General features: G+C 71.0%; 15 protein-coding genes and 1 riboswitch. Of the genes, 1 reads left to right on the plus strand and 14 read right to left on the minus strand.

What is annotated here, in order from left to right:
• Positions 1-10 precede the first annotated feature (10 nt).
• The 13 genes from ABZ893_RS08410 to ABZ893_RS08470 all read right to left on the minus strand — a co-directional run bounded on the left by ABZ893_RS08410 (position 11) and on the right by ABZ893_RS08470 (position 17,969).
• Positions 11-673: a response regulator transcription factor gene (locus ABZ893_RS08410; protein ID WP_361399023.1), complete on the minus strand. Its 663-nt coding sequence runs from the start codon at positions 671-673 to the stop codon at positions 11-13.
• Positions 674-841: 168 nt separating this feature from the next.
• Positions 842-2,065 (minus strand): ornithine--oxo-acid transaminase, encoded by a 1,224-nt coding sequence (gene rocD, locus ABZ893_RS08415; RefSeq protein ID WP_361398785.1) that lies wholly within the window; start codon positions 2,063-2,065, stop codon positions 842-844.
• Complete coding sequence (gene ddaH / locus ABZ893_RS08420; RefSeq protein ID WP_361398789.1) at positions 2,062-2,880, minus strand: dimethylargininase; 819 nt, start codon at positions 2,878-2,880, stop codon at positions 2,062-2,064. Before ddaH ends, rocD begins: the two co-directional genes overlap by 4 nt.
• A 137-nt stretch (positions 2,881-3,017) precedes the next feature.
• Positions 3,018-3,521: an Lrp/AsnC family transcriptional regulator gene (locus ABZ893_RS08425; RefSeq protein ID WP_361398792.1), complete on the minus strand. Its 504-nt coding sequence runs from the start codon at positions 3,519-3,521 to the stop codon at positions 3,018-3,020.
• Positions 3,522-3,600: 79 nt separating this feature from the next.
• Positions 3,601-4,941: a serine/threonine-protein kinase gene (locus tag ABZ893_RS08430; protein WP_361398795.1), complete on the minus strand. Its 1,341-nt coding sequence runs from the start codon at positions 4,939-4,941 to the stop codon at positions 3,601-3,603.
• 170 nt (positions 4,942-5,111) lie between these two features.
• A complete protein-coding gene (locus ABZ893_RS08435; protein WP_361398798.1) occupies positions 5,112-7,106 on the minus strand; it encodes an NAD(P)-binding protein in 1,995 nt (664 codons plus the stop codon).
• A gap of 141 nt (positions 7,107-7,247) precedes the next feature.
• Positions 7,248-8,129 carry a bifunctional hydroxymethylpyrimidine kinase/phosphomethylpyrimidine kinase gene (gene thiD, locus ABZ893_RS08440; RefSeq protein ID WP_361398801.1) on the minus strand — a complete coding sequence of 294 codons (882 nt, stop codon included), beginning with the start codon at positions 8,127-8,129 and terminating at the stop codon, positions 7,248-7,250.
• Positions 8,126-9,562: a cytosine permease gene (locus tag ABZ893_RS08445; RefSeq protein ID WP_361398804.1), complete on the minus strand. Its 1,437-nt coding sequence runs from the start codon at positions 9,560-9,562 to the stop codon at positions 8,126-8,128. The genes thiD and ABZ893_RS08445 overlap by 4 nt, the downstream gene beginning before the upstream one ends.
• Positions 9,555-9,650: riboswitch (TPP riboswitch) on the minus strand. (Overlaps the previous gene by 8 nt.)
• A gap of 125 nt (positions 9,651-9,775) precedes the next feature.
• Complete coding sequence (gene glgB / locus ABZ893_RS08450; RefSeq protein WP_361399025.1) at positions 9,776-11,941, minus strand: 1,4-alpha-glucan branching enzyme; 2,166 nt, start codon at positions 11,939-11,941, stop codon at positions 9,776-9,778.
• 288 nt (positions 11,942-12,229) lie between these two features.
• Positions 12,230-13,600, minus strand: a complete 1,371-nt coding sequence (locus ABZ893_RS08455) for a phosphotransferase (RefSeq protein WP_361398807.1) — start codon at positions 13,598-13,600, stop codon at positions 12,230-12,232.
• Positions 13,601-13,653: 53 nt separating this feature from the next.
• A complete protein-coding gene (gene treS, locus ABZ893_RS08460) occupies positions 13,654-15,384 on the minus strand; it encodes a maltose alpha-D-glucosyltransferase (RefSeq protein WP_361398810.1) in 1,731 nt (576 codons plus the stop codon).
• Positions 15,381-17,390 carry an alpha-1,4-glucan--maltose-1-phosphate maltosyltransferase gene (locus tag ABZ893_RS08465; protein ID WP_361398813.1) on the minus strand — a complete coding sequence of 670 codons (2,010 nt, stop codon included), beginning with the start codon at positions 17,388-17,390 and terminating at the stop codon, positions 15,381-15,383. The genes treS and ABZ893_RS08465 overlap by 4 nt, the downstream gene beginning before the upstream one ends.
• 306 nt (positions 17,391-17,696) lie before the next feature.
• Complete coding sequence (locus ABZ893_RS08470) at positions 17,697-17,969, minus strand: DUF5133 domain-containing protein (RefSeq protein WP_361398816.1); 273 nt, start codon at positions 17,967-17,969, stop codon at positions 17,697-17,699.
• 304 nt (positions 17,970-18,273) lie between these two features.
• Between ABZ893_RS08470 and ABZ893_RS08475 the strand changes: the two genes are divergently transcribed.
• A complete protein-coding gene (locus ABZ893_RS08475; protein ID WP_361398819.1) occupies positions 18,274-18,849 on the plus strand; it encodes a pep a2 in 576 nt (191 codons plus the stop codon).
• A gap of 196 nt (positions 18,850-19,045) precedes the next feature.
• On the opposite strand, the gene ABZ893_RS08480 is transcribed toward ABZ893_RS08475, so the two are convergent.
• Positions 19,046-22,060 (minus strand): glycoside hydrolase family 38 C-terminal domain-containing protein, encoded by a 3,015-nt coding sequence (locus ABZ893_RS08480; RefSeq protein ID WP_361398822.1) that lies wholly within the window; start codon positions 22,058-22,060, stop codon positions 19,046-19,048.
• Positions 22,061-22,109 lie beyond the last annotated feature (49 nt).

Genomic DNA, 22,109 nt, shown 5'->3' on the forward strand with positions numbered 1-22,109 from the left:
TTCCTCAAGCTCATGCGAAGCGGTACCCCACACCGCGTACGGTGTTGATCTCGCGCCCGCTGTCCGCGTCCCGCAGCTTGCGGCGCAGCCGGGCCAGGTACTGGTCGAGCGTGTTGTCGCTGACCTGCGCGCCCTCCGGCCAGCCGGCCCGCAGCAGCGACCGCCGCCGCACGACCGCCCCGGGCTCCGCCATCAGCGCGGCGAGCAGCCGGAACTCGGTCGGCGTCAGCGCCACCGGCGCGCCCCGCACCTCCAGGTGATGCCGTACGGGATCCAGGCGCAGCCCGTCCGACTCAACGGCCGTCTCCTGGCCCGTACGACGTAGCGCCGCACGCACCCTGGCCGCCAGCTCCACCAGATGGAAGGGCTTCGCGAGATAGTCGTCGCCACCCGCGGAGAACCCGGAGAGCCGGTCGGTGAGATTGTCGTGGGCGGTCAGGAACACGACCGGGGAGCGCAGACCGCTCGCGCGCAGGGCCTGGCACACGTCCCTGCCGTCGGCGTCGGGCAGTCCGATGTCGAGGACGACGGCGTCCACGCGCGCGTCCGCCGCACGCAGCGCACCGGCCCCGTCCGCCGCCGTGACGACGTCGAAGTGCTCCTCGCGCAGGCCGCGCGAGAGGACGTCGCGCAGCCCGTGGTCGTCCTCGACGACCAGGACGCGGGGGCGCAGGGGGTCGGACACGGAGGCCGCTTTCGCTCAGGTCGAGGGCGTCCCAGTCTGACACATCGTCTACATGGCTGTAGACGCAGGTCGCGCGCGTCACTCAAGGGGCCGACGGGAAGTACCTGTCCGGCCCAGCCACCGCTGACAGCGGCCGGGCCGTACAGGTGCGCGGCGTCAGCCCAGCACCCTCCCCAGCGCCGCCAGCGCCGACTCCAGCTCCTCGCGGGTGATCGTCAGCGGCGGGGCGAGACGGATCGTCGAACCGTGCGTGTCCTTGACCAACACGCCCTCCGCCAGCAGGAGTTCACTCACGTGGCGGCCCGTGCCGAGGGTCGGGTCGATGTCGACACCCGCCCACAGGCCGCGCGCCCGGAAGCCCGTGACGCCCTTGCCCACCAGTGCTTCGAGGCCGCTGCGCAGTACCTCGCCCAGGTCCGCCGCCCGGCGCTGGAACTCACCGGTGGCCAGCAGCTCGACGACGGCCGAACCGACCGCGGCGGACAGCGGGTTCCCGCCGAACGTCGAGCCGTGTTCACCTGGCCGCAGCACCCCGAGGACGTCCCGCCCGGCGACGACCGCCGACACCGGCACAATGCCGCCGCCGAGCGCCTTGCCGAGAAGCAGCATGTCCGGGCGTACGTTCTCGTGGTCCACCGCGAGGGTGCGGCCCGTGCGGCCGAGCCCCGACTGGATCTCGTCGGCGATGAACAGGCACCCGGCTCGCCGCGTCAGCTCACGCACCCCGGTGAGATAACCGTCGTCCGGGATGACGACCCCGGCCTCGCCCTGAATGGGTTCGAGCAGTACGGCCGCCGTCGTCTCGTCGATCGCCGCTTCGAGCGCCGCCAGGTCGTTGTACGGGACCACACGGAAGCCCGGCGTGAACGGCCCGAAACCGGCGCGCGCCGACTCGTCCGTGGAGAAGCTGACGATGGTGGTCGTCCGGCCGTGGAAGTTGCCGTCGGCCACGACGATCGTCGCCCGGTCCGCCGGTACACCCTTGACCTCGTACGCCCACTTGCGGGCGACCTTGACGGCGCTCTCCACGGCTTCGGCGCCCGTGTTCATCGGGAGCACCATGTCGAGGCCGGTCAGCCGCGCGAGGCCCTCGGCGAAGCCGGCGAGCCGGTCGTTGTGGAACGCGCGGGAGGTCAGCGTGAGCTGGTCGAGCTGACGGTGCGCGGCCTCGATGAGGTCGGGGTGGCGGTGGCCGAAGTTGAGGGCCGAGTACCCGGCGAGCAGGTCGAGGTAGCGGCGGCCCTCGACGTCCTCGACCCAGGTGCCCTCGGCGCGGGCGACGACCACGGGCAGCGGGTGGTAGTTGTGCGCGAGCACCGGCGTCTCGGCGCTGATGAGCTCGGCCGACGAACGCGGGGCCTGGACGGGGGCGACGGTCATGAACGGATCTCCTGGGTGCAGCACTTGATGCCTCCGCCGGCCTTGTGGAACTCCGACAGGTCGACGGGGACGGGGACGAAACCACGCTCTGCGAGCTGTGCGACGAGGCCGGTCGCCTGCGGCGCCACGAACACATGGCGTCCGTCGGACACGGAGTTCAGGCCGAAGGCCATCGCGTCGTCGCGCGTGGCGAGAATGGCGTTCGGGAACAGGTGCGCCAGCACCTCGCGACTTCCGGGCGAGAAGGCGTCGGGGTAGTAGGCGATGTTCCCGCCGGGCTCGCCGTCCGGGCCCTGGGGGTCGTTGAGCGCGAAGAGGGCGGTGTCCAGGTGGTAGAAGTACGGGTCCACCAGGCGAAGGCCGATGACCGGGACGCCGAAGAACTCCTGCGCCTCGTCGTGCGCGGTCCGTGACGTGCGGAAGCCGGTGCCCGCGAGGACGTAGCGGCCAACGGGGACAAGATCGCCCTCGCCCTCGCAGACCGACTCCGGGCGGTGCACGTCGTAGCCCGCGGCCTTGAACCACGTCTCGTACTCGGCGGACTCCGGACGCCGCTGCTCGGCGTGGAAGTACGAGCCGAGGACGCGTCCGCCGACGACGAGCGCCGAGTTCGCGGCGAACACCATGTCCGGCAGGCCCGGGACCGGCTCCACGGTCTCGACCGTGTGACCGTGCGCGCGGTACGTCTCGATCAGGTTCCGCCACTGCGTGTGCGCGAGCGCGGTGTCGACCCGCACGTCTTCGCGCATCCACGGATTGATGGCGTACTGAACGTCGAAATACCGGGGCTCACAGACCAGATAGCGCCTGGACACAGACGGGTACCTCCGCTTCCTTGCGGGACGACGACCAGGGATGTCCCGGGTGCCCCATAAAGGTAGGAAGCGGCGGTCACGCTCGACAAGGTCATTTAGATGCGCGCCCCCGCAGGAATGCTGCGTCTATCGAGGGGTCAGTGCAGGTTCGCTGCGTCGTCGGGGGCGATCTCGCGGGCGCCGGCCTCCGCGCTCTCCGGCAGCAGATGGGAAAGCACCATGTAACTGATCGTCTTGCGGATGAACGGCTCCGCCCTGATGCGCTCGAGGACCTCCTCGAAATGACCCACGTCCGTGGCCCTGACGTGCAACAACGCATCCGCGCCGCCCGTCACCGTCATCGCGGAGGTGATCTCGGGATGGTTGCGCACGACCTCCGCGAGACGCCTCGGCGGCGCCGCGCCGTCGCAGTACACCTCGACGAACGCCTCGGTGCGCCAGCCGAGCGCGGCCGGCCGGACGGTCGCGGTGTATCCGGTGATGACGTCGTTGTCCCGCAGCCGGTCGGCGCGCCGCTTGACCGCCGTGGCGGAGAGGCCGATCGCCGCGCCGATCTCCGCGAAACTCGTCCGGGCGTTCGCGATGAGGGCCGCGACGATCTTGCGGTCGAGCTCGTCGAACGCCACGTGCTTGCTGTTCATGGCCCGTACGGTACCCAGCGGCTCGCGCCGCCCGGTGCCTCGCCCGTTCCGCCGGAGCCGACCTCGGCCGCCGGGCTCGTCAGTTCTGCTTCTGTTGCTCGTTTCGGTTCTTGTGCTGGTTCCAGTTGCCCCACTTCTGCCGGTACTCGGATCCGTTCGGCTGAGGGGTCTGCTGCTGATCAGTCTGCTGGTCCTGGTTCTGCTGCTGGTCGTCCGCCTCCGGGGGCGGGGTGGCCTCGGAGTCCACGGGCTGGGCGGCGTCCGGTGACGGGGCCGTGCCCATCGGGTCCTGACCGGACGACGCGGACGCCGCGGGCGACGGGTCGGCCTTCGGGGTGTTCGCGCCACTGTCGTCCGGCGCGAACAACACCATGCCGATCACGAGGGACGCGCCGAAGAGCGTGGCCGCGCCCACGGTCCCGTAGACCCTCGGGCGGCGTCGTGCCGCCGCCATGAAGCCGCTGCGGGCGCCGCGCCGCGACGCCGCGCGGCCGGTCGACGGCAGCTGGTACGTCGTACCAGTGGTCTCCGGAGCCGGAGCCGGGGCCGACGGGGCGTACGCAGGGGGTGCCGGCGGCGCCGGAGCGGGCTCCGGGAGCGGCTCGGGACGGCCCCGCCACGCACCCGAGCGGAACCAGTCCGAGACCTCCTGCGCCGTGGGCCGGTCCTCCGGCTTCTTGGCCAGCAGGCCGAGCAGATAGTTCTCGAACGACGGAGGCAGCGGAACCCCGAGCCGGTTCGGCGGCACGGGCGCGGCGTCGACGTGCTGGTAGAGCAGAGCCGTCGCCGTGTCGGCCTGGAACGGCGGGTTCCCGGTGAGGAGTTGATACAGGACGCAGCCCAGCGAGTACACGTCCGACGCGGGTCCCGCGACCTTGCCGAGGGCGCGCTCGGGCGCCAGATACAGGCCCGTGCCGACGATCTGGCCGGTGGTGGTGAGCCCGGCGGCCGGATCGTCCATGAAGCGGGCGATACCGAAGTCGCCCAGCTTGACCGTGCCGTCGGACGTGAGCAGCAGATTGCCCGGCTTGATGTCCCGGTGCACGACACCCTGGCGGTGGGCCGCCGCGAGACCGGCCGCCGATCCCGCCGCGATGTCCGCCACCCGTTCCGGGCCGAGCTTCGCGCCCCCGGCCGCCACCTGCGCCAGACTGCCGCCGTCGACGAGCTCCATGACGAGGTAGAACCGGTGCTCCCACGCGCCGAAGTCGTAGACGCCGACCACGTGCGGGTGACTGAGCGAGGCCGAGGTCTGCGCCTCCATACGGAACCTGGCGGCCGCCGACGGATCCGAGTCCTGGGCGATGAGCAGCTTCACGGCCACGGTCCGCCCGAGCATCTCGTCGGTGGCCTCCCACACCTCGCCCATACCGCCTCGGCCGACGGTCCTGTGCAGCCGGTACCGATCCGCCAGCAACACCCTGCGCACCACCCTTGTTCGACAGCTCCGTCAATTCGGTTGCCACGGAACGAACTTCGCCCCGCGCGAGCGCCTGGCGCGGGACGGGCGGGAGGTGTGTGGCGGGAACAAGGATAAGGGTCCGGGAGCAGATGATCACACCATCCCTCCACACACGCGTCCGGGAGAGCCTAGTTCTCTCCGATACGGACACGGGCGCGGGCCGGCGGGCCGTGGCGGAGGAGTTCGGCCAGGCCCTGACGGGTCGCGGCCAGCACCACGCGGTCCTCGGGACGCAGCACGTAGCCCGGGTGGAGGTCCCACACGAGCCCCGTGGGACGGTCGGGGCCGTCCTCGTCGTCGGGGGACGCCCCCAGATCGGCCCTGCGCTCGCCGGGCGCGCCGACGTCGAGCGCGATCACCCGCCAGGAACCGGCCCGGAACGAGTCGGCCACCGTCCGGCCGTTGAGGTGCGGATGCCCGGCCACGTCGACGGCGGCGAAAAGCAGAACGCTGCGCTCGACGGGGATCGCGCCCAGGATCTGGCGGCCCATCATGGCCCCTGCGAACGCCGGGGCCGCCAGAGCGGAGACGCTGCGGCTGCGGGTCAGCGCCCGGGGATGCGCGGACCGGAGCGTGCGGTAGACGGCCGTCGCGAACGCGTCGTCGAACAGCCGCATCACCACCCGCAGATCGGGCTTGACCGAGCGCGCGTGCAGGGCCGCTTCAAGATTGGTGATGTCGCTGCTGGTGAGGGCGAGCAGGGAGTGGGCGCGATGCACCTTGGCGGCCTCCAGGACGCCTTCCTGCGTGACGTCACCGATGACCGTCGGCACGCGAAGCCGGCGGGCCAGGGCGACGCCGCGCGCCTCGGGGTCCTCCTCCACGCAGACGACGGGGATGCCGAGTTCGCACAGGCGGGACAGGACCCGGGTGCCGATCTTGCCGAGGCCGAGGAGCACGACGTGTCCGGACAGGCCGCGCGGCGGACGGCGCAGCGCCGACGCCGTACGGAACGTGCCCAGGGCCTCCAGGACCGCCGCGAGGAGCACGGGCAGGAGCAGCAGCCCCGCGAGGCCCGTGAGGAGCTGGAGGAGCTGGCGGGCGAGCGGTTCACCGATCGCCGGGTCGTCGATGGCGAAGAGGTCGAGGAGCGTGAGGTATCCGGCGTGCCACGGATCGCCGCCGGTGGTGGCCCAGGACGCCACGGCCAGGCCGAGCACGCTGATCACGATCCCCGCGAGCGACCAGCGCAGCCGCCGCGAGAACAGCGACCCGAAGGCCATACGTCCCCTGGTCGTGCGGCCGTTGGCGCCACGTCCGTCGGGGGCGGCCACGTCGGTCGCGGAGACGGTCTCCAGGACCACCGTGCCCCGGCCGGTGGCCGCCGCCACCGTACGTTCGTCGGGCAGCAGCAGCGGGCCCTCGGTGTCCCCGAGGGCTCCCGCGGCCGAACTCTCGGCGCCCGCAGGGTCGTTGGCCGTCACGGACAGCAGGGCGAGGGTGCACAGACCGGGGTCGGCGACGGCGCCCCGGCCCGGCGGGGTACGTTCCACGGCACGCAGCAGGAGACCGTCGGCGTGGATGACCTTGCTGGTGCCGGCGACGGCGGTGGCCGCGAGCGCCGGAGCGACCGTGTCGGCGTCGGACAGGACGGTGGTCGTCGTGTCCAGCGCCTCGGGGTCGAGACCGGGGGAGGAGAGGACGGCGGCCTGGTCAAGCAGGTGCTCCAGCTGCTGGCCGAGCTTGCGGTTGTAGAGCCGGATGACCAGACGGAGCTGGGGGTTGAGGCGGCGGGCGGCGAGCGCGGCCCGGATGTTCGTCTCGTCGTCCCCGTGCACGAGAGCGAGGGCGGCGGCGCCGGCCACCCCCGCCTCGGCCAGCGCCTCCTCGTCGAGCACGGGCGCTTCCATCACGTGGGGCGCCGGCACATCGTCGTCGTCCGCGACCAAGGCCGTACGGCTCACGGCCGCCTGGATACGGGAGAACAGGGCGGCGGCGCGGGCCCGTCCGACAGGTTCCGCGCCCTGTCTCGTGGCGCGTACGGAGGGCACGACGACGGTGACCCGCTCGCCGTACACGGCGCGCAGTTCGGCGGCGAGCCGCTCGGCCAGTGTGTCGTCGCCGCACACGATCATGTGACCTGACGGCGGGGCCTGTTGGGGCTGGCGGGGCACGGTGGTCATGGGCCCCAGTCAAGTGGACGGAGCCGGGAGAACGCACACCGGGCCCTGTTTGTGCGGAGGTGGGCGTGTCGGGGCGTGCGATCCGGTCTAGCGGTGCGCTCAGGTCTAGCGGAGCGATCTGGCCCAGCGGAGCGATCCGGCCTAGAGGTGAGCCCCCACCGACCGAACCCCCACAGCCGACGCGTCCTCGCCGACGATCGTGGCGCGGTCCGCAGGCAGGTGCCAGCCGTGGTCGACCGGGCCGATGCCCGACCCGAGCGCGAACCCGTTGGCGATCGCCCCGGTGACGTAGTCCTTCGCCCGGTGCACGGCGTCCGGCACGGACAGGCCCTGCGCGAGACCCACGGCGATGGCGGAGGCGAGGGTGCAGCCCGTGCCGTGCGTGTGCCGGTTGTCGTGGCGGCGGGCGCGCAGCCAGTGCTCCTCCGTGCCGTCGGTGAGCAGGTCCACGGCCGCGCCGGGCAGATGGCCGCCCTTGACGACCACCCAGCGCGGCCCGTACGCCAGCATCCGCGCGGCGGCCTGGCGCAGGCCCGCGTCGTCCGTGACGGTGAGCCCGGTCAGCTGCGCCACCTCGTCCAGGTTCGGCGTCGCCACCGTCGCGACCGGCAGCAGCTTCGTCCGTACCGCGTCGAGCGCGTCCTCCGCGAGCAGCGGGTCACCGTGCTTGGACACGCTCACCGGGTCGACCACGACGGGGGCGTCCGTACCGGCAAGCAGCTCGGCGACGGTCTCGACGAGCGCCGGCGACGACAGCATCCCGGTCTTGACGGCCTGGACCCCGATGTCGTCCACGACGCTGCGGTACTGCGTGCGCACCGCCTCGACGGGCAGCTCCCAGGCGCCCTGGACCCCGAGGGAGTTCTGCGCGGTGACGGCCGTCAGGACGCTCATGCCGTGGGCGCCGAGCGCCAGCATCGTCTTCAGGTCGGCTTGGATCCCGGCGCCGCCGCCCGAGTCCGATCCGGCGACGGTCAGGACGCGGGGCGGCACGGCACCTGCGGTGCGCGGGGGGACGGTCATACCCGGTTCTCCTCAAGAGCTGCGGTGGCGACAGGGGCGGCCTTGCGGCGCAGCCGGAGCGGCGCGTACACCGCGAGGGCGACGACGAAGGCGACGTAGTACGCGAGGTCGGCGCCGTGCAGCGCCTTCGCGACCGGGCCCACGTACAGGCCGCTGTCCATGAAGGGGACGGCCGCGGCGAAGGCGGCGGCGAAGGCGACGAGGCCGGGCCACCAGGACTGCGGCTCGGCGCTCTCGGCGGCGAGGTCGATGGGCGCCCCGCCCCGTGCCCTGGAGCGGGCGAACCAGTCGACGGCCACGACCGCGACGAAGCCGGGGATCCAGTAGCCGACGAACAGCAGTACGTTCTGGAACCGGGTCGCGGTGTCGGCCGCGTGCATCCACAGCACCAGCGGGAAGCCGAGCACCGCAGCCAGAGCCGCGGCGAGCGGCCGGGGGACACGGACGCCGATGGTCTGCAGGGCGAGTGAGCCGCTGTAGTCGTTCATCGCGTTGCTGCACAGCGCCGCGAGCGCCACGGCCAGCAGCCCGAAAGCGCTGAGCACACCGCCGCCGAGCAGCTTGTCGACGCCCTGCGCGGTCTGGTCCGTGAACACGGACGCGCCCCAGAGGCCCAGCGTCTCCACGGCCACGAAGGACACCGTGACCCCGAGAAGCGTGTACCAGAACATGCGCTTACGGGACGTCGTCGCCGGAAGGTAACGGCTGAAGTCGCTCGCGTAAGGAGCCCACGACAGGGACAGGCTGAGCGCGATCGTGCTGGTCAGGACGAACGCGCCGGCCCGGTCGGCGCCGTGCGCGGCCCCGGTCGCGGCAGGGTGCACATCGCCGAGGAGCTTCACGGCCAGGACCGCGAAGGCGGCGGCCAGGACGAAGGTCATCAGCTTCTGGAGCCGGTGGATGGCCTCGTAGCCGAGGACGCCGAGCGCGCCCTGCGCCGCCATCATCACCAGGACGCCCAGCCAGAACGGCCAGCCGCAGAGCCGGGCCAGCGCGTCGCCGCCGAACAGGCCGATCAGCGCGTCCCAGGCGACCGACGACAGCCACTGCAGCACGCCGGGCACCGCGACGGCCCGGCCGAACGCGAGCCGTGCGAGCGGCAGCTGCCCGGCACCGGTCACGCTGCCCCACGTACCGAGGTACGCGGTGGGGACGGCGCCGACGAGGGTGCCGAGGACGACGGCGGCGAGCGCGGTCGTGAAGTCCAGGCCGAGGATGATGCCGACGGTGCCGGTGAAGACGCCGGTCATGGTCAGGTTCGGGGCGAACCACACGGTGAAGAGGCGCCCGGCGCCGCCGTAGCGGTGGGACTCGGGGACCGGCGCGATCCCGCGCGCCTCGACCCGCAGGTCACCCGGCGCGGCAGGCATCCGCCCGTCGAAGACCGAGGGCGCTCCGGCGCCGGTGCTGCTCGGGGCATGGGGCAACGACATTGGCTGACATCCCTCCGCCAGTGCTAACTGGTTCAGGTTCGACGGGTGTGATCTCAGCCCCCGCTATGGGGCACCCCGTGTCCGGTACGACGGCAAGAGTAGCTTCCCTGTGCCGTACGGCACACCAGGGGGCACGACGGAGGCGGGTGAGAGCACCGCCCTCACCCGCCTCAAGCGCACTGTCTGAAAATGTCGCCCCGCGCCGTCAGGACCTCACGCCGGACGCAGCCACACCGTCGCCAGCGGCGGCAGCGTCAGCCGCAGCGAGTCCGGCCGCCCGTGGCAGGGCACCGGATCCGGCTTGAGCACACCGGTGTTGAGAACGTCACCGCCGCCGTACCGGGCCGAGTCCGTGTTCAGGGCCTCGAACCACCCGGGGACACTGTCCGGCACACCGAGCCGGTAGTCCTCGCGCACCACCGGCGAGAAGTTGCACACGGCCAGCAGGGGAGTGCCGTCCGCCGCGAAGCGCAGGAACGCGATCACGTTGTCGTCGGCCGCGTCCGTGGTGATCCACCGGAACCCCTCGGGCGACGTGTCCCGCTGCCACAGCGCGGGCGCGTCCGCGTAGAAGTGGTTGAGGTCGCGCACCAGATCCTGCACACCACGGTGGTCCGGCTCGGCGGAGTAGGCCGGGTCGAGGAGCCACCAGTCCGGTCCCTGCTGCTCGGACCACTCGCCTCCCTGCGCGAACTCCTGCCCCATGAACAGGAGTTGCTTGCCCGGGTGGGCCCACATGAAGCCCAGGTAGGCACGGTGATTGGCGCGCTGCTGCCACCAGTCGCCGGGCATCTTGGAGACGAGGGCACGTTTGCCGTGCACCACCTCGTCGTGCGAGATCGGCAGGATGTAGTTCTCGCTGTACGCGTACACCATCGAGAACGTCATCTCGTTGTGGTGGTACTTGCGGTGCACGGGCTCCTTCGACATGTACACCAGCGAGTCGTGCATCCAGCCCATGTTCCACTTCAGGCCGAAGCCGAGGCCGCCGAAGCCGGTGGGGCCGACGTGATGCGTCTCCCGGGTCACCCCGTCCCAGGCCGTCGACTCCTCCGCGATCGTCAGGACACCCGGCACCCTGCGGTACAGGGTCGCGTTCATCTCCTGGAGGAAGGCGACGGCGTCGAGGTTCTCCCGGCCGCCGTGCACGTTCGGCGACCACTGGCCTTCCTCACGTGAGTAGTCCAGGTAGAGCATCGAGGCGACGGCGTCCACGCGCAGGCCGTCGACGTGGAACTCCTCGCACCAGTACACGGCGTTCGCCACAAGGAAGTTACGGACTTCAGTGCGGCCGTAGTCGAACTCAAGGGTGCCCCAGTCGGGGTGCTCGGCGCGCTGCGGGTCCGCGGGCTCGTACAGGTGGGTGCCGTCGAAGCGGGCAAGCGCCCAGTCGTCCTTCGGGAAGTGCGCCGCCACCCAGTCCACGATCACGCCGATGCCCGCCTGGTGGAGGGTGTCGACGAGGTACCGGAAGTCGTCGGGGGAGCCGAGCCGTGAGGTCGGAGCGTAGAAACCCGTCACCTGGTAACCCCAGGACGGCCCGTAGGGGTGCTCCGCGACCGGCATGAACTCGACGTGGGTGAAGCCGAGTTGACTCACGTACGCGGCGAGCTGGTCCGCGAGTTCGCGGTAGCCGAGGCCCGGCCGCCAGGACGGCAGATGCACCTCGTACACGGAGAACGGCGCCTCATGCACGGGCTGTTGGCCGCGCCTGGCCATCCAGGTGCCGTCTTCCCAGGTGTACGAGGAGCTGGTCACGACGGACGCGGTCTCCGGCGGCACCTGGGTGCGGCGGGCCATCGGGTCCGCGCGCAGCGAGTGTGAACCGTCGGACCCGGCGACGTCGAACTTGTACACCGTGCCGTCACCGAGGCCCGGCAGGAACAGCTCCCACACGCCCGACGAGCCGAGGGACCGCATCGGGAACGCGGTGCCGTCCCAGGCACAGAAGTCCCCGCACACGCGCACACCCCGGGCGTTCGGCGCCCACACCGTGAACCGGGTGCCCGCGACCCCTTCGTGCGTCATCGGGTGCGCGCCGAGCGCCGTCCACAGCTCCTCGTGCCGCCCCTCCCCGATCAGATGCAGGTCCATCTCCCCGAGCGCGGGCAGGAAGCGGTACGGGTCGTGCACCTCCCGCTCGTCCCCGTCGTACGTCACGAACAGCGTGTATCCGGGAATCGTGTCGAACGGCAGCAGCGCGGAGAAGAAGCCGTCACCGTCGTCGTGCAGCTCGGTCCGCCGCCCTTCGACGGACACGGCGACGGCCTGGGCGTACGGCCGCAGCACCCGGAGCGCCACACCGCTCTCCGTCAGGTGCGCGCCGAGCAGGGAGTGCGGGTCGTGATGGGTGCCCGTCAGGAGACGTGCGCGGTCCATGCCGTCCGGCTCGGGCGCGGGCAGGACGGTGAGCGGACCGGGGCCGGGCTTCACGGGCCGGCCGACACGCTTGCGGACGGGGGTCTTGCCAGCACCAGCAGCCACGGTTCTGCCTCCTAGGGACGGGTGGGGAGTCCGGCGGGCGGCGGCGGGGATGCCGCCGCCCGTTCAAGCAAGGTCGAGCAACGTCGAGCGAGGTCGAGCGGGGTCGAGCAACGTCGAGCGAGGTCGAGCGGGGTCGAGCGAGGTTGAGCCAGGTCAAGCGAGTCGAGCAGGGTCGAGCGGTGTTCAGTGGGGTTCGGCGAGGCGGCTGATCGCCGCCATCGGCACCGGCAGCCAGTCGGGCCGGTGCCGCGCCTCGTACAGCACTTCGTACAGCGCCCGTTCCGTCTCGTAGGCGCGCAGCACGTCGGGTTCCTCGCGCGGGTCCGACGCCGACTCGGCGGCGTAACCCGCGCAGTACGCGTCCCGGCAGCGCCGCGCCCACACGGGCCGCCACGGCGGACGGGTGCGGGCCGCGTAGTCGAAGGAGCGGAGCATCCCCGCGACATCGCGTACGGGGGAGTGGGCGAGGCGGCGTTCGGCGAGCGGACGGGCCGGCTCGCCCTCGAAGTCGATGACGAACCACTGCTCACCCGACCACAGCACCTGCCCGAGGTGGAGGTCGCCGTGGATCCGCTGCGCCGGGCGGTCCGTGTCGCGGAGGGCGAACGCGTCGAACGCGGCGCGCAGGCCCGGCACGTGCGGGACCAGCGCCGGCACGGACCGGGCCGTCGCGTCGAGATGGTCGGTCATCGCGGCCGCGAGCCGCTTGTTGCGGTGAGGCTCCGGCGCGGCGACGGGAAAGGCCGAGGTCAGGGCCAGATGCACCTCCGCCGTGGCCCGCCCCAGCTCGTACGCCTCATCGGTGAAGTCAGCGCCGGACGTGAGTGAGCGGAGCGCGAGCGTCCAGCCGTCGTCGGCGTCCGGCAGGAACGGCTGGAGCACTCCGAGCGTCGCCTCCTGGGGCTGGGACGTCCGGATCCAGGCCACGGGAGCGGGGACGCGCGTGCAGCCCTGCCGGGCGAGCGCCTTCGGCACCTCCAGATCCGGATTGACGCCGGCCTGCACGCGCCGGAAGACCTTCAGGATGAACGAATCCCCGTACACCAGCGAGGTGTTGGACTGCTCGGCGTCGAGGACGCGCGGGGTGAGTCCGGAGGGCACGTCGACGCGGGCGTCACGTTCGAAACGCAGGGGGCCCGCCGAGCCCGGGTGCCGCAGCCGTTCGAGAAGTATTCCCGCCGACCGTGGATCCTGGAGCGCGTCGTACAGCATGAGCCCGGTCAGCGGACCTTCGGTGATGTGCCCGATGAAGGCCGGCGCGAGATGCTGTGGCAGTAACTCCCGCACGCCGAGGATGAGTTGGTACAGGTTGTCCATGGGGGCCGTGCCCGGCGTGGAGCGGGTCGCCTGCTCGGCGTGTTCGGCCCGCACGAGGAGGTGCAGGCAGCCGGGGTGCAGCTCGGTCATCGAGGCGAGGGTCAGCCCGGTGACGGGCCGCCCCTTTCCCGCGAACCAGCGCTGCCGGGGCAGCCATTCGTGGAGCAGACCGGCGAGGGAGTTCAGCAGCAGAGAGGGGCTGACGCCGGTCGGACTCTGCAGTGCGGTCTTGGGCATGGCGACGACTCCTTTCGAGGGCGGACGGACGGTCCCAGGGGGTGGGCCCGCCGTCACCATGTGGTGCTGACGGCTTCCTTGCGGAGCCTGAACCAGTAGAAGCCGTGCCCCGCGAGGGTCAGCAGATACGGGAGTTCACCGATCGCGGGGAAACGGACTCCACCGATCAGCTCGACCGGATGGCGTCCGGCGAACGTCTGGAGATCGAGCTCCGTCGGCTGCGCGAAGCGCGAGAAGTTGTGCACGCACAGGACCAGGTCGTCCCCTTCTTCCCCTGACCGGGGGGCCTCACGCAGGAACGCGATCACCGCCGGGTTGGACGACGGCAGTTCCGTGTACGAGCCGAGCCCGAACGCCTCGTTCTGCTTACGGATCTCGATCATCCGGCGCGTCCAGTGCAGCAGCGACGACGGGGACGACATCGACGCTTCGACGTTCGTGACCTGGTAGCCGTAGACCGGGTCCATGATCGTGGGCAGGGAGAGACGGCCGGGGTCGCTGGACGAGAAGCCCGCGTTGCGGTCGGGAGTCCACTGCATGGGGGTGCGGACGGCGTCACGGTCGCCCAGCCAGATGTTGTCGCCCATCCCGATCTCGTCGCCGTAGTACAGGATCGGCGAGCCCGGGAGGGAGAGGAGCAGAGCCGTGAAGAGTTCGATCTGGTTGCGGTCGTTGTCCAGGAGCGGGGCCAGGCGGCGGCGGATGCCGATGTTCGCCCGCATCCTCGGGTCCTTGGCGTACTCCGCGTACATGTAGTCGCGTTCTTCGTCCGTGACCATTTCGAGGGTCAGCTCGTCGTGGTTGCGCAGGAAGATTCCCCACTGGCAACGCGACGGAATGGCAGGGGTCTTGGCCAGGATTTCGGAGACCGGATAGCGGGACTCACGGCGTACGGCCATGAAAATGCGCGGCATCACCGGGAAGTGGAACGCCATGTGGCACTCGTCGCCGCCCGTCGCGTAGTCGCCGAAGTAGTCGACCACGTCCTCCGGCCACTGGTTGGCCTCCGCGAGGAGCACGGTGTCCGGGTAGTGCGCGTCGATCTCGGCCCGTACGCGCTTCAGGAACGCGTGGGAGGCGGGCAGGTTCTCGCAGTTGGTGCCCTCCTCCGCGTAGAGGTAGGGCACGGCGTCGAGGCGGAAGCCGTCGATGCCCAGGTCCAGCCAGAACCGCAGCGCGGCGAGGATCTCCTCCTGGACGCGCGGGTTCTCGTAGTTGAGGTCGGGCTGGTGCGAGAAGAACCGGTGCCAGTAGTACTGCTTGCGGACCGGGTCGAACGTCCAGTTGGACGCCTCGGTGTCGACGAAGATGATGCGCGCGTCCTGATACTGCTTGTCGTCGTCCGCCCAGACGTAGTAGTCCCCGTACGGCCCGTCGGGGTCCGTGCGCGACTCCTGGAACCACGGATGCTGGTCGCTCGTGTGGTTCATGACGAAGTCGATGATCACGCGCATCCCGCGCTGGTGCGCCGCGTCGATGAACTCGACGAAGTCGGCGAGATTGCCGAACTCGGGCAGGACCGCCGTGTAGTCGGAGACGTCGTAACCGCCGTCGCGCAGCGGGGACTTGAAGAACGGCGGCAGCCAGAGGCAGTCCACGCCGAGCCACTGGAGATAGTCGAGGCGGGACGTGATGCCCTTGAGGTCGCCGATGCCGTCGCCGTTGCTGTCCTGGAACGAGCGGACCAGGACCTCGTAGAACACGGCCCGTTTGAACCAGTCGGGGTCACGGTCCTTGGCGGGGGTGTCTTCGAACGTGTCGGGGACGGGCTTGTTGACGATCATGTGGTGGGTGACCCTCCGGTGGGTGATGAGGACGGTCGCAGGACGGTGAGGATGTGCGCGGGCGCGCGGCGCGGGTCCAGACGCACGTAGTTGGTCCTGCCCCATTGGTATGTCTCGCCGGTCAGCTCGTCGCGGACCGGCACCGTGGCGTGGGCGTCGAGTCCGAGCTGAGGCATGTCCAGGGAAACCGTCGCCTCCTGGGCGTGGTGGGGGTCGAGATTCACGACCACCAGGACGGTGTCCGGACCCGAGCGCTTGCTGTAGGCGATCAGGGCGTCGTTGTCGGTGTGATGGAAATGCAGGTTCCGCAGCCGGTGCAGCGCGGCATGGCTGCGCCGGACGTTGTTGAGTTTCGTGATGAGCGGCGCGATGGACTGCCCTGCACGCTCCGCCGACTCCCAGTCACGCGGCCGGAGTTCGTACTTCTCCGAGTGCAGATACTCCTCGCTGCCCTCGTGGACCGAAGTGTTCTCGCAGAGTTCGTAACCGGCGTACACACCCCACGTCGGAGAGAGCGTGGCCGCGAGGACCGCGCGCACCTCGAAGGCGGGGCGTCCGCCCCTCTGGAGGTAGCCGGGCAGGATGTCGGGCGTGTTCACGAACAGGTTGGGCCGCATATAGGCGGCCGTGTCCCGGGACAGCTCGGTGAGGTACTCGGTGAGCTCCCGCTTCGTGTCGCGCCACGTGAAGTACGTGTACGACTGCTGGAAGCCGGCCTTGGCCAGCTCCCGCATGATGGCCGGCCGGGTGAAGGCCTCGGCGAGGAACACGACGTCGGGGTCGGTGCGGTTGACCTTCCCGATGACCTGTTCCCAGAAGGTGACGGGCTTGGTGTGCGGGTTGTCCACGCGGAACACGCGGACCCCGTGGCGCATCCAGAAGTGCAGGATGCGCGTCGTCTCCTCGACGAGTCCGGGCATGTCCTGGTCGAACGCGATCGGGTAGATGTCCTGGTACTTCTTCGGAGGGTTCTCCGCGTACGCGATGGTGCCGTCCGGCCGGTGCTGGAACCACTCCGGGTGCTTCTCCACCCAGGGATGGTCGGGCGAGCACTGGAGCGCGAAGTCCAGGGCGATCTCCAGACCGAGATCCGAGGCCCGGCGCACGAACTCGTCGAAGTCGTCGAGCGTGCCGAGGTCCGGGTGGATCGCGTCGTGCCCGCCCTCCGGCGAACCGACCGCCCACGGCACCCCGACGTCCCACGGGTCGGCCGACAGACTGTTGTCCGGCCCCTTCCGGAACGTCGTGCCGATGGGGTGGATCGGCGGCAGGTACAGCACGTCGAAACCCATGGCGGCCACGGCCGGCAGACGTGCGGCCGCGGTCTTGAAGGTGCCGCTCACCGGACGCTCGCCGTCCCGGACCACGGCTCCCTCGGAGCGCGGGAACATCTCGTACCAAGCGCCGTACAGGGCCCGTTCGCGCTCCACGAGCAGGGGCAGCGGGTCCGTGCGGGTGACGTGTTCGCGCAGCGGGTGTGCGGCGAGTGCGGCGGTGACGTCGGGTGCGAGGGCCGCCGCGTGCCGGGCCGAGCCAGGGCGGTCCGCGTCGCGGAGCGCGTCCACGGCGCCGAGGACGGCGTCCCGCGCGGGGCCCTCGGGGACGGCGCGCGCGGCCCGCTCGTACAGCTCGGCGCCCTCCTCAAGGATCAGCTCGGTGTCGATCCCGGCGGGGACCTTGATGCCCGCGGCCCGGCGCCACGAGGAAACGGGGTCGCCCCACGCCTCCACGATGAAGGTCCAGTTGCCCACCGCCGTCGGAGTGACATCGGCGCCCCAGCGGTCGCTGCCCGGCGACAGTTCACGCATCGGGGTCCACGGACCCGGCCTGCCGTCGGGGTCACGCAGCACGACGTTCGCGCCGACCTCGGCATGGCCTTCGCCGAAGAGGGTCGCCGAGACCTCGAAGGTCTCGCCCGGCACCGCCTTCGCCGGACGCCTGCCGCAGTCGACGGCCGGGCTCACGTCCACGATCGGGACGCGGCCCGTCACCGTGCCTGGGTTCATCGGTGTTACCTCCGCCGTGCTCGAGGTCTGCCGGCTCCCGCGATGGGCGGGCCGCCGGGTTCATATGCGCCACGGGGGCGTGCCGTCGTTCGCGCATAAGGTGGCCCGGCCGATGGCCGGGCACAGCCGGATGCCGTTGGCGGACTGCGCCCCTCCGGCGACACGCTACGGGAGCCGACCGGGCTCAGCCTGTCAGGAAATGTCCGGAATTTGACGTGTCGGCCGAAGGGGTCGAACCCCGGCCGGCGCTGTGTCGTCCGGAGGGGTGTCTCCCGGTGGGTTCCGTGCCGTCCGGAGGGGCCGGACTCACCGCCCGCTGCAGGCGGCGACCGCGACCGCGGTGGCCGCGAGCGGCGGCGCGGCCATGGGCGGATGCTCCACCCCGGGGCGGAGATAGCGTTCGGCCGCGTCCGCGGCCTCGCGCCCGCAGCGCTTCCCCATCAGCACGCACAGCGTGTACGCCGTGTCCTCGAAGTGCGTCCGCACCTGATGGTCCGCGGGCGCGGCGAGCAACAGGCGTTCCCACGCGCGGTACTGCGCCAGGTGACTGGCGACCTTCGACTTGGTAGGCAGCAACATGGCTCTGTCCACTTCCCACTCTGAGAGCACGGTGCACCGGGTCGGTGCGCGGGGGCCGTGCACGGAGAGGTACCGGTCAGTTACGCCGATCGGTACCCCGTCCCCATGGTGCATTTGGCGGCAGTTCCCGTCCTGTTGGGGCTTCAACGACGTGGTGGGCGCCCGCTCCGCTTGCACGAATGGAGTACCGATCTCATGCTGGGGCTAACTCAGAAGGCATCACCGCTCACGCCACGTGTTCGGGGTACGGTCCGAAGGGGGCGAACGGCGGGCGCGAGCTTCGCCGGTAGAGGAGCCGAAGACGATGAATACCGCAGTGCCCTGCTACTACCACCTCGACGTCGAGGTCAGCTCGGAGCGCGTCGGACAGGTCAGGCGGATCCTGGCCGCCCATCTCCGGTACTGGAAGCTGGACATTCTCGTCGAGCCCGTCTGCCGCGGTGTCGAGGTGCTGCTCCATACGATCGACGAGCACTCGGCCGACAAGAACACCACGGTCGAGATGTGGTGGAACGGCCAGCATCTCATCACCGCCGTGTCCGACCATGAGAGCGAACTGCCCGGTGTGCACGGCGAACCGCAGTCCTGCTTCGCGGAGATCGCCGCGCTGAGCGACGGCTGGGGCGGGTGCGCCACGGCGACCGGAAAGATCATCTGGTTCTCGCGCCGGGCCCGCCTCGGCGAGCGCGCACCGCTGCTGCCCGTCGGCCCGGAGCCCGTCATCGGCGAGGCGCTGGAGATGCCCCGCGAGGTGCGGGTCCCGGCGTTCGCCGGCTCCGCCCAATCGCAGCCGCTCACGGCGGTCGCCCCGGCCGCGCACGCCGGCGGGCCGCGGGTGTCCGTCCCGCGCCGGGTGGTTCGCCCGGCCGCGGCCGGATAGCCGGCAGTTCCCGCGCTCCGTCCCCGTGGAGCGCACCGCACCGGGCCGCGGCCTGCTTCGGCAGCCGCGGCCCGGCGGTCTGTCATCGGGGGCACCCGTACGGGTTGTGGGCTAGGGGTTACGGGTGCCGGCTCGGGCCCGCATCATTCGCACGGGGCCCAGGCTCGGGCCCGCTGGATTAGCGCAGCGCCCACGCTCAAGCCCCCTTCAGACGCAGCGTCACCAGCTCGAAGGGCCGCAGCGACAGCGCCACCCGGTCCCCGTCCCGCTGCGGCTCCGCGGCATCGGACAGCGGGCGTTCGAGCAGGTCGGTGGCCGCAACGGACGCGACCTCGAAGCCCGCCGTGAGCGTGGCGCGCGCCCGCCCGCCCCGGGACTCGTAGAGGCGGACCACCACGTCACCGGAGCCGTCGTCGGCCAGCTTCACGGCCGTCACGACCACCGCGTCCTGGTCGACCCGCACCAGCGGCGCCACCTCGCCCGACCCGGTGACACGACGCTCAGGCAGGTTGATCCGGTACCCCTCGCGGACCGCGTCGCCGATCGCCGCGCCCGGCACCAGCGCGTGCCGGAACCGGTGCACACCCTGATCCGTCTCGGGGTCGGGAAAGCGCGGCGCACGCAGCAGTGACACCCGAACGGTCGTCGTCGTACCCGAGTCGCTGTCCCGCACGGTCCGCGTCACGTCGTGCCCGTACGTCGAGTCGTTGACGAGACACACACCCCAGCCGGGCTCCTCGATGTGCACGAAGCGGTGGTTGCATGCCTCGAACTTGGCCGACTCCCAGCTCGTGTTGGTGTGCGTCGGCCGGTAGAAGTGCCCGAACTGCGTCTCGGACGCGTACCGATCCGCGTGGATGTCCAGCGGGAACGCCAGCTTCAGGAACTTCTCGGTCTCGTGCCAGTCGACCTCGGTGTCGATCCCGAGCCGCCGCTCACCGGCCGCGAGCGACAGGACCTGGGTCACGCGCGAGGCGCCGAAGGTCCGCACGACCCGCACCGAGGCGCCGTCGCCCGGTGTCACCTCGTCGGCGTCCACGAGATCCGTGACGGTGTTGCGGTAGAACTTGTCGACGTCCCACGCGTCCCACATGTTCGGGAAGTCCGGGTGGATCTGGAGCAGGTTCGCCGCCAGACCGGGAGCCACGGTCTCGCGGCCCGCGACCAGGTCGTACGCGGACACGACAAGGCCCTGACTGTCGATCTCGACCCTCAGCAGCCCGTTCTCCAGGACATACCCGCCCGTCGCGCGTGAGGCGATCGTGGCCTCTCCCTCCACGACCGGGGCGCCGGCGCCACCCGCCGGGACACCGTCACGCGTGTGCGGCGCCGCGTTGAAGACGAGCGTCCCCGAGCCCTCGCCGGCCAGGGCACGCTGGGCCGCGTCGATGATGCCGTTCAGCTCCTCGGCCACCCGCTCATACGTCCTGCGCGCCTCGCGGTGCACCCAGGCGATGGACGACCCGGGCAGGATGTCGTGGAACTGGTGCAGCAGTACCGTCTTCCAGATCCGGTCCAACTCCTCGTACGGATACGGGAATCCGGCCCGCACCGCGGCCGTCGCCGCCCACAGCTCGGCCTCGTGCAGCAGATGCTCGCTGCGCCGGTTGCCCTGCTTGGTCTTGGCCTGGCTGGTGAGGGTGGCCCGGTGGAGTTCGAGGTACAGCTCGCCGACCCACACCGGCGCGTCCGGATACTCGGCCTCGGCCTTCGCGAAGAACTCGGCGGGCGTCTCCCACACCACCGTCGCGGACCCTTCGAGATCGCGCAGGCGAGCCGCCTTCGCGACCATCTCACGGGTCGTACCGCCGCCGCCGTCACCCCACCCGGTCGGCGCGAGCGAGTGCCGGGCGACACCCTTGTCCTTGAAGTTCCGCGCCGCGTGCGCGATCTCGCCGCCCCGCATGGAGCAGTTGTACGTGTCGACGGGAGGGAAGTGCGTGAAGATCCGGGTGCCGTCGATGCCCTCCCAACGGAACGTGTGATGAGGGAACTTGTTGGTCTGGGACCACGAAATCTTCTGCGTCAGCAGCCACTTGGAACCCGCGGCCTTGATGATCTGCGGCAACCCGGCCGCGAACCCGAACGTGTCAGGCAGCCACGCCTCGTCGTTCTCCACCCCGAACTCGTCCAGGAAGAACCGCTTGCCGTGCACGAACTGACGGGCCATCGCCTCCGAGCCCGGCATGTTCGTGTCCGACTCCACCCACATGCCGCCCGCCGGCACGAACCGTCCGTCGGACACCGCCTTCTTCACCCGCGCCCACACCTCGGGCCGGTGCTCCTTGACCCACGCCCACTGCTGGGCCTGCGACATCGCGAAAACGAAGTCCGGCTCGTCCTCCAGGAGCGCCGTCATGTTCGACGTCGTACGGGCCACCTTCCGCACCGTCTCGCGCAGCGGCCACAGCCACGCCGAGTCGATGTGCGCGTGGCCGACGGCGCTGATGCGGTGCGCCGACGGGACGGCGGGGGCCGCGAGCACCTCGGTCAGCCGCTCCCGGGCGGCGGCCGCCGTGCCGTTCACGTCCTGGAGGTCCACCGCGTCCAGAGCGCGCTCCACGGCCCGCAGGATGTCGTGGCGCCGGGCCGAGTCCACCGGCAGCTCGGCCATCAGCTCACCGAGCACCTCCAGGTCGATGACCAGCTGCCACACCTCCTCGTCGAGGACCGCTAGATCCATCCGGGCCAGCGTGTACTGCGGCTCGCTGCCCGCCGTCTCCTTGTCACCCAACTGCGTGGGCACGAAGGGGTGGTAGTCGAGAATCACCGGGTTGGACGCCGCCTCGATGTGCAGGCGCACCTCCTCGCCGCCCACGACCGGAGCGCCGATCCGCACCCATTGGTTGCGCGGGTTGAGGCCCTTCACCGGTGTGCCGTCCGGGCGGTAGACGAGGCCCTCGCACTGGAAGCCGGGCATGTTCTCGTCGAAACCGAGGTCCAGGATCGCCTCGACGGTCCGGCCCGCCCACTCCCGCGGCACGGTCCCGGTGACCCGGAACCAGCAGGTGGCCCAGGGGGCGCCCCAGCGGGCGCCCACCGCGATGGGCTCGGGCGTCGCCGCGAGCCCTTCGGCGATGGGCACCGGCTCGCCCGGGGCGTTCCACACCGCGACCTCCAGCGGTACGGACTCCGGGTACACGGCGGGTCGGATGCGCTCCTCGAGGACGCGCTTGAGACGGGCTTCGACCAGGGTCCGGTCGTCATGCATGAGGCGTACTCCGTAGGTCCGTGGTGTGGATGGTCAGGAGGCGTGGACG

The organism is Streptomyces sp. NPDC046821 (assembly GCF_040645335.1).
In the GTDB taxonomy this organism is placed as follows: domain Bacteria; phylum Actinomycetota; class Actinomycetes; order Streptomycetales; family Streptomycetaceae; genus Streptomyces.

Coding starts and splice junctions, on each gene's coding strand:
- glgB (WP_361399025.1), bottom strand. CDS start 11,941: ATGGACCGCGCACGTCTCCTGACGGGCACCCATCACGACCCGCACTCC.
- rocD (WP_361398785.1), bottom strand. CDS start 2,065: ATGACCGTCGCCCCCGTCCAGGCCCCGCGTTCGTCGGCCGAGCTCATC.
- ABZ893_RS08435 (WP_361398798.1), bottom strand. CDS start 7,106: ATGACCACCGTGCCCCGCCAGCCCCAACAGGCCCCGCCGTCAGGTCAC.
- ABZ893_RS08455 (WP_361398807.1), bottom strand. CDS start 13,600: ATGCCCAAGACCGCACTGCAGAGTCCGACCGGCGTCAGCCCCTCTCTG.
- ABZ893_RS08480 (WP_361398822.1), bottom strand. CDS start 22,060: ATGCATGACGACCGGACCCTGGTCGAAGCCCGTCTCAAGCGCGTCCTC.
- ABZ893_RS08425 (WP_361398792.1), bottom strand. CDS start 3,521: ATGAACAGCAAGCACGTGGCGTTCGACGAGCTCGACCGCAAGATCGTC.
- treS (WP_361398810.1), bottom strand. CDS start 15,384: ATGATCGTCAACAAGCCCGTCCCCGACACGTTCGAAGACACCCCCGCC.
- thiD (WP_361398801.1), bottom strand. CDS start 8,129: ATGACCGTCCCCCCGCGCACCGCAGGTGCCGTGCCGCCCCGCGTCCTG.
- ABZ893_RS08475 (WP_361398819.1), top strand. CDS start 18,274: ATGAATACCGCAGTGCCCTGCTACTACCACCTCGACGTCGAGGTCAGC.
- ABZ893_RS08465 (WP_361398813.1), bottom strand. CDS start 17,390: ATGAACCCAGGCACGGTGACGGGCCGCGTCCCGATCGTGGACGTGAGC.
- ABZ893_RS08470 (WP_361398816.1), bottom strand. CDS start 17,969: ATGTTGCTGCCTACCAAGTCGAAGGTCGCCAGTCACCTGGCGCAGTAC.
- ABZ893_RS08445 (WP_361398804.1), bottom strand. CDS start 9,562: ATGTCGTTGCCCCATGCCCCGAGCAGCACCGGCGCCGGAGCGCCCTCG.